Here is a 12,435-nt window from a genome sequence, read left to right on the forward strand (position 1 = left end):
AGGAATACACGTGGGTTTATCCCCCGGAATCAGGCCCTCTTCCGTCCGCGCCGCGGGGAGGGCACGTGCCGTCCTCTACGTCGTCCACAACCGGGTCTCTCTGCGAACACTGCGCCGGGTGCACCGACTGCTGGCGGACGACGAACGCCTGTCCTTCGCCGCGACGCTGGCCCCGGACCACTTCGGGCAGGGCTGCGAGGCGGAGGTGGGCCGCTGGGGCCTGCCCCTGGTGCCGTTCGATGCCGCGACCGCCGAGCCCTGGGACCTGGCGGTTTTCGGCAACCACGGCGGAGCCCACCTGTTCACCCGGGCCGGGGCCCGGGTGTTCGTCCCGCACGGGGTGGGCGCGGGCAAACAGGCGCTGGGCCAGGACTTCACCTACGGCCCGGACTTCGTCCTGCGCTCGGGAGAGCCGATCTACACCGCCATGTTCGAAGCGAGCGAAGAGGGGCGGGAGCGGGCCGAGGACATCACCCCCCGGCTCGCCGGACGCATACGGGTCGTCGGTGATCTGGAGACCGACGAATTCCTCGCCGTCCTCGCGCGCCGCGCCACCGCCCGGGCCCTGCTGGGCGTCGGCCCCGAGGACCTTCTCGTGCTGCTCTCGGCCACCTGGGGCGATGCCGGAATGCTCGCGTGGCACGGCCCCACCCTGCTGAAGAGCGCCCGTCGGCTGCCCGGACACGTCCGAGTCGTCCTCAAACCACACCCCCACAACTGGGACTCGCGCGGACGCCCCCGTCCCCACCTCGCCCGCGCTCTCGCCGCCGCCCCGGAGACGGTCTGCCTCGTCCCGCCGTGGCAGTCCTGGATGGGCGCGTACGCCGCCGCCGACCTCGCGGTGTACGACTTCGGCTCGCTCGCCCTGCGCTTCGCCCTGCGGCCCAGGCCGATGGTCGCCGTCCCCGCCGAACCGGGTGCCGTCACCCCCGGTTCCCCCGTGGACGCGCTGCGCGCCATGACGCCCGAACTGGCCGCGCCCTCGCTGCCGCAGGCCCTCGAACTCGCCCTTGAGACGGGGGCGCCGCCGGGGCTCGCCGACCTCGCGCCCCGGTTCGTCAGCCACCCCGGTCAGGCCGCGCCCCGCACCCGCGGCGCGCTGTACGAGCTGCTCGACCTGGCCGTACCGGGCCCGTGGGAGGAGGAGAAGACCAAGGAAAGGCAACTGGAGGCGAGCGGATGAGGGCCGTCGTCGTCGGCATCGCCAACCTGCAGACCCGGCTGCCCGTGGCGGACTTCCCCCACCCTTACAGCCCCGCGCGTCATCTGCCCGGCGGGATCGAGGACACCGTCGGCGGGGTGGGCTTCAACGTCGCCGCGGGCCTCACGCGGTTGGGCGCCACCGTCGAGCTGATCGCACCGTTGGCCAACGACGCCCCCGGGCAGGCGGTGCTGGCCGCCGCTCACCGCCTGGGCATCGGCACCAGCCTGTGCACCCGGTCCCTGGAGCGCACCCCCCGGTCCGTCGTCCTCGTGGACGCCGCGGGCCGTCGCCAGGTCAACACCGACCTCGGCGGGGCCCTGGCCGTCTCCTTCGACCCTGCCGCGTTCCGCGCCACTGCCGCCGGTGCGGACGTATGCGTCCTGGGCAACCTCGACTTCTCCCGCCCGCTGCTGTCCACCGCCCAAGGGCTCGGCGTGCCGGTGGTGGTGGACCTGCAGGACGTACGCGGCCCCGACCACCCCTACGATCAGGACTTCCTCGCCGCCGACACCCTCGTCATGAGCCACGAGCGCCTGTCGGACCAGCACTTGCCCGGCTTCCTTCGTGCGCTGCGCTCCCGCTCCCGCGCCTCGCTGCTCGTCCTCACCCTCGGCAGCGACGGCAGCCTGGCCCTCACGCCCGACGACGCCGACTGCCGGCACACCCCGGCCGTGGACATCGGGCCGGTTCCCGACACCACCGGGGCGGGCGACGCCTTCACCGCCGCCCTCGCCCACGCACTCCACGGCCTGCGCCTGCCCGCCCGGAAAGCCGTCCGCGCCGCCACCGCCCACGCGGCCCGCCACCTCTCCCCCGGCGAGCGGCGGCGATGACGGGGCTGCGCGTACTGGTGGCGGCCCAGGCGGTGTCGCTGGCCGGTTCGGGGATCAACGCGGCAGCCGTGGCCTACCTGGTGACGGTCCGCTCCGGTGTCCCCGCCCTCGGCCTGGTGCAGGGGATCCCGCTGGTGGCCACCGTCGCGTGCGCGCCCTGGATCGGCGTCCTGGTGGACCGTCATGACGCCCGCCGTGGCCTGGTCGTCTCCTCGACGGTGCTGGCGGTCCTCACCGCCCTGATGCTCCACTACGGAGCCTGGTGGTACGCCCTGGTCCTGGCCCTCCGCACGCCGTGGGAGGTCGCCCTCTCCGGGTCCCTGACCCGCCTCCTGCCGGCCGCCGCCGCCCGCGCCGGTGTGCCCGTGGCCAAGGCCAGTGGGACGATGTCGCTCACCGGCCGGCTGGCCACCGCCGCCGGGGTCGCCGCCGGCCCCTTCCTCGCCGGGACGCTGGGGCCGGCCGTCTTCGTGGCCGACGCGGTCACCTTCGCCGTCACCGCCGTCGCCTTCCATGCCTTGCGCCTGCCGGCCCCGGCCACCGCCACGCGCACCGGAGCCGGCGTGGCCCGCCAGTTCCGCGAGGGCCTGCGCTATCTGCACGGGCGCCCGCCGGCCCTCTACACGGCCGCGCTGTACACCGTCGCGGGCATCGCCTGGGGGGCCAAGGACACCCTGTACGTCGCCTATGTCGACGAACGCCTGGGCCTGTCGGCGGAAGTGTGGGCCGGACCGTACGGGGCCGCGGCCCTCGTCGGGGAGACCGCCGCCGCGGCCCTCATCGCCTCAGGCCGCCTGGGCCGGCCCGAGCGGATCCCCGCCGTGGCCACAGGAGCGGTGCTGCTGCTGGGCGGCTGCCTGCTGACGGCCGCCGCGACCACCTCGCCGCCGGTGGCCTTCGCCGCCAAGGTGCTGGAGGGTGCGGCGACGAACATGGTCGGGGTGCTGGCCGTGACCTTCGTGTCACTGCTGGCGGCCGAGCAGCTGCGCGGCCGGATGAAGACCCTGCTGACCACGGCCAACCGCGTCTCGCTGGGCGGCGCGAAGGGGGCTCTGCCTCCCCTCGCCGGAGGGCTCGGCGTCCACAGCGCCTACGCCGCGGCGGGGGCGGTGGTCCTGGCCGGTGTCGCCCTGGCCGCCCTCCTCCTGCGCCGCCGCCCCGCTCCTCGACCCGTTGCGCAGCGATGAGGTACGTCTCAGAGGGCCACCGGAAACTCGGACTGAAGCCACCGCTGCTCGACACCGTCCGCCGCCGTGCGCAGCATGGCGATGGCCTGGTCAAGCAGCGGGTTCGGGTCCGCGGCGCGGCGGACCGCGGAGACTCTTCGCACATGGGAGGGGTCGGCGAGGCGGATCACATGGACATCCGAGGACTCGATCATGGCCAACTCCGGGATGATCGCGATGCCCAGGCCCTTGCGGACGAGCTCGAACGGCAGGTTGTAGTCGTTGGTGCGGAAGAGCACATCGGGGTGGAAACCGGAGGCCGCGCAGATCCGGAACAGGGAGCGGGCAGCATCCGTGTCCTCCAGGAAGCAGATCCAGCGCTCATCGGCCAGCTCGCTGATCTGCACGCGCTTGCGGTGCGCCAGCCGGTGGCCGGTGGGCAGCAGCAGATACAGCGGCTCTTCCAGGAGCGGCGTCAGGTCCAGGTCGCTCTGCCAGCTGCTGTGCGGCACCGTTCCGTATTCGAAGACGACGGCGAGGTCCAGCCGTCCGTCGAGGACGGCGGGCACCGTGACCGGTGGGTCGCCTTCCTGGTAGCGGATGTCCACGTCGGGGCGGTCCCGTAGGAAGGCGGCGAGCAGCGCGGGGACGAGTTTGAAACCGGCCGACCAGAAGCTGCCGAGGTGAAGCCGGCCGCGCTGAGCCGAGGCGAACGAGCGCATCTCGTCCTCCGCCGCCGCCAGATCCGCCAGCAACCGGGTGGCGCGGCGCGCCAGTTGGATGCCCGCCGGTGTGGGCCGCACGCTGCGCGGAGTGCGCTCGAAGAGCTTGACGCCCACCGCGCGCTCGATGGACGAGATCTGCTGGGAAACGGCCGATGGCGTGAATCCCAGTTTTCTGGCAGCCGTCCGGAGGGAGCCGGTGGCCACGACCTCGCGAAGGGCCATGAGCTGCGTCGGGGTCAGCATCGCCCGAACTTAACGCCTGGTGCGCCATGAGCACCATGGTCTGTTCCTCGAGCTTCTTCCGGCAGCTCCGCCCCGAACACGTCTGACGTGGCGGGGAGGGATCGACGGGGGCACCGAGCATCAGCTCAGCTGAACAACAGGGTCGCCAATGCTCATCCTGAACGATCTTGCGTCGGTGGTGGGCGTCCCGCACATTGTGGGGAGCCAAATCCAGCCAACCCGATGAGAGAGGGGCCCTCATGGCCGTTCGACGTGCGCTGATGTCTCTCGTCCTGGTAGGGCTCGCGGCCACGACGGCGTGCGGCCCGACGAGCGGTGAGTCGAAGTCCACCGCCCCGAAGCAGAAGGTGGACCAGCGGCTGCACGATCTGTTGCCCGCGAAGATCAGGAAGTCCGGCAAGCTGGCCGTCGCGCAGGGCAACAACTATCCGCCGCTGGTCTTCCTCGACAGCGACAACAAAACGGTCATCGGCATGGAGCCGGACCTGATGAAGGCCATCGGCGAGCTGCTGGGCGTCAAGGTCGAATTCTCCCAGACCAGCTTCGACAGCCTGATCGCCGGCGTCCACGCCCACCGCTACGACCTCGCCATTCAGGCCATGCTGGACAAGCCCGAGCGGCGTGAGCACATCACCTTCGTCGACTACTTCAAGACCAGCAGCTCGATTCTGGTGCAGGCGCAGGACGCCACGGAGATCGGCTCGCTCGGCGATCTGTGCGGCAAGTCCGTCGCCGTGGAGCAGGGCACCGCCCAGGTCGACGACGCCAAGGCCCAGTCCGACAAGTGCCAGAAGGCGGGCAAGCCGACGGTGAAGCCCCTGGTCTTCCCCGACACGGTCGGCTGTATCCAGGCCCTGTCCACCTCGCGGGCGGACGCCTTCGTCGGCGGGACCCCCACCGTCGTCTACCACGCAGGGAAGTCCGCCGGGAAGCTGAAGAAGGTGGGCGAGCCCTACCGGTACCTGCCTTACGGAATCCTGGTCGACAAGCAGGACACCTCGCTGGTCAAGGCCGTCCAGGGCGCTCTGAGCGAGCTGATGCGCAACGGCACCTACCGAAAGATCCTCCAGGCCTGGAAGCTGTCCTCCGGCGCCCTCGACCGCGCCACGGTCAACGGCGGTGCCTCATGAGCGGACGGTCGCCGCAGTACACCACCGAGGTGCTGAAACAGGACGGTGGAACCGCGGCGCGCCCGGCCGACCAGGGCGTGCCGATCCGGGCGGTTCCGCTGCGCCACCCCGGCCGATGGTGCGCATCCGCCGTGATGGTCTTTCTGGTGGTCTTCCTGGTCCAGGGGTGGGCGACCAATCCGCGCATGCAATGGAGCGTGGTGGGGGAATACCTCTTTGCTCCCGCGGTGCTCGAGGGACTGCGGACCACCGCCCTGCTGACGGTGCTCGCCATGGTCATCGGGATCGTGGGCGGCATCGTCCTGGCGATCCTGCGGATGTCGTCCAATCCGCTGCTGTCGGCGCTCAGCGGTTTCTACATCTGGGTCTTCCGCGGCACCCCGCTCCTCGTCCAGCTGTTGTTCTGGTACTTCCTGTCCGCCGTTGTTCCCACGGTGGGGCTCGGCATCCCGTGGGGCCCGACCTTCGTCGAGGCCGACACCAACCAGCTCATCACCCAGATGACGGCGGCCGTACTCGGACTCGGGCTGCATGAGGCCGCGTACATGGCCGAAATCGTACGCGCCGGTATCGCCTCGGTGGACGACGGGCAGACCGAGGCGGCGCATGCGCTCGGAATGACGCGGCGCCAGACGATGCGGCGGATCGTCCTGCCGCAGGCGATGCGGGTCATCATTCCGCCCACTGGCAACCAGGCGGTTTCGATGCTCAAGACCACCTCGTTGGTGTTCGCGATCGCCGTGCCCGAACTGCTCACCTCCGTCCAGGGCATCTACTCCCGCAACTTCGCGCAGATTCCGCTGCTCACGGTCGCCTGTATCTGGTACCTCGTCGCCACCACCGTGCTCACCGTGGCCCAGCGCTACCTCGAGCGCGCCTTCCGAAAGGACAGCTCGTCATGACCGCGGTGGTGAGGGCCGAGGGGGTACGCAAGAACTTCGGGCCCGTGGAGGTGTTGAAGGGCGTCGATCTTCAGGTGGCCCAGGGCGAGGTGCTCTGTCTGGTGGGGCCGTCCGGATCGGGCAAGTCGACCCTCCTGCGCTGTGTCAACCATCTGGAGCGGGTGGACGCGGGCCGTCTGTACGTACGCGACAGACTGATCGGGTACGAGGAGCGCGGAGGGAGGATCCACGAACTCTCCGACAAGGCGGTGGCCGAGCAGCGCCGTGGCATCGGGATGGTCTTCCAGCAGTTCAATCTCTTCCCTCACATGACCGCGCTGCAGAACGTCATGGAAGCGCCGGTACGGGTCGCCAAGGAACGCAAGGAGATCGCCAGGGCACGGGCGCTGAGGCTGCTGACCCGGGTCGGCCTGGCGGACAAGTGCGAGAGCTACCCCTCCCAGTTGTCCGGAGGCCAGCAGCAGCGGGTGGCCATCGCCCGGGCACTGGCCATGGAACCAGAGCTGATGCTCTTCGACGAGCCCACCTCCGCCCTCGATCCCGAGCTCGTGGGCGAGGTCCTCGATGTGATGCGGGCACTCGCCCGGGACGGTATGACCATGATCGTCGTCACCCATGAGATGGGTTTCGCGCGAGAGGTGTGCGACTCGCTGGCCTTCATGGACGGCGGGGTCGTGGTGGAGTCGGGTCCGCCCGACGCCGTCATCGGTTCACCGCGCCACGAACGCACCCAGGCGTTTCTCCGCAAGGTCCGCTGAACCGGTCCGCCGACCTGCCGCCGCTGACACCTGGTCAGCTCCGATCAACCCTTAAGGAACCCACGTGTCCCGTGTCATCGTCCTCGGTGCCGGTGTGATCGGCGCTTCCGTCGCCTATCACCTGGCACTGGCCGGCGCCGACGTCATCGTGATCGAAGCGGGCGGCCCCGCCGCGGGAACGTCCAGCGCGACCTTCGCCATGGACGTCACTCACCTGAAAACCCCCGTCAGCTACTACGAGTTCAACCGTCGCAGCGCCGCCCTCCACGCCGAACTGACCGCGGAACTGGGCGGCGCCTCATGGCGCCATGCCGCCCCCACGGTGCAGTGGGCCGACACGGCGGCCGAACAGCGGTCGCTCCGGGACCGGGCCACCCGGCTGCGCTCCTGGGGCCACCCGTGCCGGATCGCGGACCCCGCCGAACTGCGCGAACTGGCGCCCGCAGTGGACCCCGGTGCCTGCTCCGCTGAGGAAATCGTCGTCCACGACGGCACCGCCTGGTATGACGCTCCTCTGTTCGTGCGGTCGCTGCTCGACCGGGCCGCCCTGCTCGGAGCGGACATCCACTACGGTCTGCGGGCCACCGGTCTGTCGCTCGACGGTGACCGGGTGCGGGGTGTGCGGACCGAGTCGCGCTGCTGGGAGGCCGACTGGGTGGTGAACTGCGCGGGCCCGGACGCGGACCGGATCGCCGGCTTTGCGGGCGTGCGCCTTCCGATGGACCGCGTGCCGGGCCTGGTCGGTGAGACCACCCCGGTGCCCGAGGCTCGGCTGGAGGCGATTCTCACCACGCCCGAGGTGGATCTGCGGCCCGCACCGGGCGACCGTATCTGCTCGATCTCGTGGTCCATCGACGCCTTGCTGCCCCAAGAGCCCGCTCCGGGTGACCGGCTCACGCCCCAGGAGCGCCTGCACCGTCATGGCCAGCGCCTGCTTCCCGCGCTCCGCTCCACACGGCTGGCCGGGGCCCGGATCGGCGTCCGCCCCGTCCCCACCGATGGTCTCCCGCTGGTCGGCACCAGCCCGGCGGCCCCGGGGCTCTACAGCGTGGTGACCCACAGCGGCGTCAATCTGGCCCCGCTGCTCGGGCGGTTGGTGGCCGACGAGATCAGCCATGGACGGCCACGTGCGGAGCTCGCCCCGTACCGGGTGACACGCGATGTGGCGGCCACCGTGCAGGATGAGAGCCTGCACCGGATGAGCGGTGAGAGAGCCGCCCTCCACTGAGGTGGTGGGCGTGTTGTCGCCTCGGAGGCCGGTCGGCGACGCCGGCAGGACAATCCGGATTCGGCCCTACGACACCAAGCCTTGCGTGTCGCGCCATTCGCGGGGAGCCATCCCGTAGGTGGCCCGAAAAGCCCGGCTGAAATGCGCGGCGCTGCTGAAACCCCATCGGTGCGCCACTGCGGCGATCGTGGTGCCGTTCGCGCGGTGCGCCAGGTCGCGTCGGCACTCCTCCAGGCGACGCCGCTGGATCCACCGGCCGACCGTGACGTCTTCGCTCTCGAACAGCTTGTGCAGATAGCGCAGGGATATGCGGTGGGCTCGGGCGATGGCCTGCGGGGTGAGATCGGGGTCTGCGAGATGGCGGTCGATGAACGCCTGGATCCGCAGCAGCAGTGCCCGGTTCCCGCCGGGCGTGTCCACGTGCGATCGGCCGAGGACCTCTCCGGCCAGCACACCGAGCAGGTCCACCACGTTACGGGCCATCCGCTCACTGGTGCGTGGCGAGTAGGTTCCCGCGCCGTCCACGAGCCCGGCCAGGAAGGGGGAGAGCAGACCACCGAGGGGTGTGTCGGGGCCGAGCGGGGACGCCGTGACATGAGTCATGTCGGACTCGCTCAGGCCCAGAACGTCTCTCGGTATGACGAGGGACTTCGTCCGGAAGGACTGGGGAAGATTCAGCCGGACGGGGCGCGCCATGTCGTAGACGAAGATTTCTCCCGGTCCGAGGACCGCCTCACGGCCGTCCTGCTCCAGCCGGGCGACTCCCCGGTCCAGCAGTTTGACGACCACGTACTCGTCTTCACGGCCCTGCGTGACCAGTCGGCGGGTGCGCAGTGCGGACAGGCAGTCGCCGTCCACGGTGACGGCCTGGAGCCGGCCGAGCGGTGCCGTACGGATCGTGCCGGAATACACCTCGTCGGGGACGGTCATGTCCACGGCGCCGAACGTTTGGGACAGCGCTTCACGCCAGTACGACCGTCTGCGGGGGACGGGCAGCGATTCGGTGGTGTGGAAGCTGCCGAGGGCGCTTCGTTCCTGGACCAGCACGCCGGGCCTCGATGAATCCAACGACATGATCCTTGCCCTTCAACCGGTGAGCCTTCCGAATCACCATGTCAGCGGCCCTGGAGCGGCACATCGCGTGAATCCGCTAGATCACTTGCCGACCCCCCTGGTGGCGCCGGCGGCGACATGGCGCTGAGCGGCGACGAGCAGTACGGCGGCAGGGACGGACGCCAAGACTGACGTGGCCATGACTGCGTTCCACTGGTTCGTATGGGCCCCCATGTATTGGTAGATGCCCAGGGTGATCGGCTGAACGGTATCCGTGGTGGTCAGTGTGAGAGCGAAGAGGAAGTCACTCCAGGTGAAGAGGAAGGTGAGGACGGCGGCGGTGATCAATGCGTTTGTGCTCACCGGAAGCACCACGGAGGCGAAGACCCGCAGCCTGCCGGCACCGTCCACGCGCGCGGCCTCGATGATCTCCCTGGGAATGCTCCGCATGAACGCACTCATGATGATGATCGCGAAGGGGGCCCCGGCGGTGGAGTCGGCGAGGATCAGCCCGGGGTAGGAGTTCAGCAGTCCCAGGTCGTTGTAGGCGCCGTAGAGCGCGTTGGCCACGGCGATGCCCGGCACCATCTGTGTGATCAGGATGCCGAACATCACGAGGTTGGTTCCGCGGAGCGGGAAGTGGGCCAGCGCGTAGGCCGCTGGTGCGGCGAGCCCGAGGCTGAGCGCCACGCTGCCGAGGCTGACGACGAGGCTGGTGACGAGGTTGCCTCCCTGATCGCGCAGTGCGGTGAGGTATCCGCTGAAGTCCGGATGGGAGGGAAACCATCCTCCCTGGAGCGTGTTGCCCGCCGGCTGGAGGGAGGCGTTCACCATCCAGTAGACGGGAAACAGCATCACCGCGAGCAGGACGATCCCGACGATGGTGGACAGCCGGCCACGGCCCGGCGCGCGCTTCATGGAATCGCCTCTCGGACGTTACGGGCGCGACGGCCGGCGCGCAGGTAGACGAGGGCGAAGGCGAGCGAGATGACGATGAGCACATTGCTCATCGCGGCACCGCGCCCGAACTCGAACTGCTGAAAGGACAGTTCGTAGGACTGCGTGGCGATGGTCTCCGTGGCGTTGGCCGGTCCTCCGCCCGTCACCACGAGGATGATGTCCAGCACCTTGACCGTGTAGACCACGCCCAGCACCAGCACGACGCTCACCACGGGCCGCAGCAGTGGCCAGGTGATGTGGCGGAACGACGCCACCGGGCCGGCGCCGTCCAGCTTCGCCGCCTCGTACAGGTGCGCGGGGATGTCCTGGAGGCCGCCGTACAGGATCGCGGTGTTGAAGGGGATTCCGACCCAGATGTTGATGAGAATCACCGACACGAGCGCCTGTGAAGTGCCGGTGAGCCAGGGGATGCCGGACGAGAGATGGAGGCCGCGCAGCACCGCGTTGACGACTCCCGTATCGGGGTCGAGCATCCACTTCCATGTCGTTCCGGAGACGACCAGCGGCAACAGCCACGGCAGCAGCAGGAGCGATCGCAGAACGCCGCCGAGCGGGAAGCGGCGCTGGAAGAACAGCGCGAAGGCCAGGCCGAGCACGAACTGCCCGATGATCGAGCCGGCGGTGAACAGGACCGTGGTCAGCAGGGCCTTGGAGAAGAGGTCCGACGAAAGGATCGCCGAGTAGTTCCGCAGCCCCACGAACGGCGCGGAACCCGTGTAGAACGTCGTGGTCGTGTACTGCTGGAAGCTCATCACGACGTTTCTGAAGATCGGATAGCCGAAGAACAGCAGCAGGTACGCCGCGGCGGGCACGATGAACATCCACTGGGCCAGGCGCTCCCACAAGCGCGCCCGGGCCGCGGTCCGCTCCCGCGCGGCGACGGCGCCGTCGTCCTGACCGGTGCGGGACTTCGGCTCGGTCGGGGGCAGGTCAGTTATCGGTCGCGAACCGCTGCGCATGCCTGAGGGCTTCCTCCGGTGTCCGTTCGCCCGTCAGTGCGGACTGGATCGAGGTGTATATCCCGGTCGCCGCCTTGGGCCACCTGACGCCGAGCTCGCTGGTGCGGGCGCGCGCCGTTTCCACGCTGGTGACGAAGGGAGCCATCGACGGCACCTGCTCCGCGCGCCGGGCGGCCACCGCGGTGCGGGAGGGCACGGTGAAGTGCTGCTTGGCCAGGGTGAGCATGTTCGAGGAGTTGTTCAGGCAGGCGAGGACCTGGGCGGCCTTCTCCTGCCGGGCCTTGGAAGAGCTCTGCGGGACCGTCCACACCTCACCGCCGAGCGGGGTGACCGGGGTCTGCCCCGCCCGGGGAACGGGGATGGGGGCAACCCCCCAGCGCAGGTTCTTGTCCTTGTTCAGGGCGGGGATCCGCCAGGGGCCATTGACCATCATGGCCGTCCTTCCGGCGATGAACTGGTCATGGACATCGGCCTGTGTCCAGTTCAGCACCGACTTCGACATGGATCCGCTCTTCACCAGGTCGACCCACAGCTGGAGTGCCTGCGCGGCCTGCGGGGTGTCCAGCCGCCTCTCGTCCCCGCCGTTGGACCACAGGAAGGGCAGGAACTGCCAGGTGCCCTCGAAGGTGGCGTTCGCGTCGACCGCCATGCCGTAGCGCCCGGGACGGGTCAGCTCGGCCGCCGCCTTCTTCAGTTCGCCCCAGGTCCTCGGTACGGCGACACCCGCCTTGGCGAGCATGTCCTTGTTGTAGAACAGGGCGACGGTGCTGACGTAGGGGGCCAGTCCGTACACCTTTCCCTCGTATGTACCCGCCGACAGGATGCCCTTGGCGAAGCCGCTGGAGTCGATGCCGAACCGGTCCAAAGGGGCCAGCGCGCCGGTCTGCGCGATCTGCTGGAGGTCGGGGTTGTCCAGCATCAACAGGTCGGGAAGGGTCCGCGACGACGCCTGCCGCAGGACCTTGGGGACGAGCGACGCGGGCGGAACACTCGTCTGCTCGACCTTCACACCGGCGGTCCTGCCACAGGCGGTGAGCATCTCGCCCCATTGGGTGTGCTCGGGTTCGTCGGTGTAGTAGTCGAGCGCGGTGATGGAGGTCACCTTGCCGCCACCGGACCCGGCGCCGGTACCGCCACCGCACCCGGTGGCGGCCACCACCAGGGTGATGGCTCCGGTCAGGAGGGCGGCGATCCGCCGCGCCGGCGGTCTGGCCGGTGAGATCATGCTGGTGCCTTTGCCGAGTGATGTCAGTGGCCGAAGCCGGTGTCGCGAA

At 69.7% G+C, this 12,435-nt stretch carries 12 protein-coding genes; 7 read left to right on the top strand and 5 right to left on the bottom strand.

Annotation, left to right across the window (positions count from 1 at the left end):
- Positions 1–118 precede the first annotated feature (118 nt).
- The 3 genes from ACFV2X_RS20010 to ACFV2X_RS20020 are packed head-to-tail and all read left to right on the top strand — an operon-like array spanning position 119 to position 3,224.
- Positions 119–1,183, top strand: a complete 1,065-nt coding sequence (locus tag ACFV2X_RS20010) for a hypothetical protein (protein WP_385618022.1) — start codon at positions 119–121, stop codon at positions 1,181–1,183.
- Entirely contained in the window at positions 1,180–2,037 is an 858-nt protein-coding gene (locus ACFV2X_RS20015) for a carbohydrate kinase family protein (protein ID WP_385618024.1), read from the top strand. Before ACFV2X_RS20010 ends, ACFV2X_RS20015 begins: the two co-directional genes overlap by 4 nt.
- The gene (locus tag ACFV2X_RS20020; protein ID WP_385618027.1) at positions 2,034–3,224 is read left to right on the top strand and encodes an MFS transporter; all 1,191 of its coding nucleotides are present in this window, start codon (positions 2,034–2,036) and stop codon (positions 3,222–3,224) included. Before ACFV2X_RS20015 ends, ACFV2X_RS20020 begins: the two co-directional genes overlap by 4 nt.
- Before the next feature lie 8 nt (positions 3,225–3,232).
- Here ACFV2X_RS20020 and ACFV2X_RS20025 read toward each other — a convergent pair whose 3' ends face one another.
- Complete coding sequence (locus ACFV2X_RS20025) at positions 3,233–4,171, bottom strand: LysR family transcriptional regulator (RefSeq protein ID WP_385618030.1); 939 nt, start codon at positions 4,169–4,171, stop codon at positions 3,233–3,235.
- Between the two features lie 239 nt (positions 4,172–4,410).
- Between ACFV2X_RS20025 and ACFV2X_RS20030 the strand changes: the two genes are divergently transcribed.
- The 4 genes from ACFV2X_RS20030 to ACFV2X_RS20045 all read left to right on the top strand — a co-directional run bounded on the left by ACFV2X_RS20030 (position 4,411) and on the right by ACFV2X_RS20045 (position 8,189).
- Positions 4,411–5,301: an ABC transporter substrate-binding protein gene (locus tag ACFV2X_RS20030; protein ID WP_385618032.1), complete on the top strand. Its 891-nt coding sequence runs from the start codon at positions 4,411–4,413 to the stop codon at positions 5,299–5,301.
- A complete protein-coding gene (locus ACFV2X_RS20035; RefSeq protein ID WP_385618034.1) occupies positions 5,298–6,203 on the top strand; it encodes an amino acid ABC transporter permease in 906 nt (301 codons plus the stop codon). The genes ACFV2X_RS20030 and ACFV2X_RS20035 overlap by 4 nt, the downstream gene beginning before the upstream one ends.
- Positions 6,200–6,961 (top strand): amino acid ABC transporter ATP-binding protein, encoded by a 762-nt coding sequence (locus ACFV2X_RS20040; RefSeq protein WP_385618037.1) that lies wholly within the window; start codon positions 6,200–6,202, stop codon positions 6,959–6,961. Before ACFV2X_RS20035 ends, ACFV2X_RS20040 begins: the two co-directional genes overlap by 4 nt.
- Positions 6,962–7,025: 64 nt before the next feature.
- Positions 7,026–8,189, top strand: coding sequence for an NAD(P)/FAD-dependent oxidoreductase (locus ACFV2X_RS20045; protein WP_385618040.1), 1,164 nt, complete (start codon positions 7,026–7,028; stop codon positions 8,187–8,189).
- Positions 8,190–8,255: 66 nt separating this feature from the next.
- Here the strand turns inward: ACFV2X_RS20045 and ACFV2X_RS20050 are convergent, their stop codons facing one another.
- From ACFV2X_RS20050 to ACFV2X_RS20065, 4 genes are all read right to left on the bottom strand, one after another.
- The gene (locus ACFV2X_RS20050) at positions 8,256–9,257 is read right to left on the bottom strand and encodes a helix-turn-helix domain-containing protein (protein WP_385618042.1); all 1,002 of its coding nucleotides are present in this window, start codon (positions 9,255–9,257) and stop codon (positions 8,256–8,258) included.
- An 87-nt stretch (positions 9,258–9,344) separates the two neighbouring features.
- Positions 9,345–10,160, bottom strand: coding sequence for a carbohydrate ABC transporter permease (locus tag ACFV2X_RS20055; RefSeq protein WP_385618044.1), 816 nt, complete (start codon positions 10,158–10,160; stop codon positions 9,345–9,347).
- Complete coding sequence (locus ACFV2X_RS20060) at positions 10,157–11,161, bottom strand: carbohydrate ABC transporter permease (RefSeq protein WP_385618046.1); 1,005 nt, start codon at positions 11,159–11,161, stop codon at positions 10,157–10,159. The genes ACFV2X_RS20055 and ACFV2X_RS20060 overlap by 4 nt, the downstream gene beginning before the upstream one ends.
- A complete protein-coding gene (locus tag ACFV2X_RS20065; protein ID WP_385618049.1) occupies positions 11,133–12,386 on the bottom strand; it encodes an ABC transporter substrate-binding protein in 1,254 nt (417 codons plus the stop codon). Before ACFV2X_RS20065 ends, ACFV2X_RS20060 begins: the two co-directional genes overlap by 29 nt.
- Between the last annotated feature and the right edge of the window lie 49 nt (positions 12,387–12,435).

The organism is Streptomyces sp. NPDC059679 (assembly GCF_042734105.1).
Classification (GTDB): Bacteria; Actinomycetota; Actinomycetes; order Streptomycetales; family Streptomycetaceae; genus Streptomyces.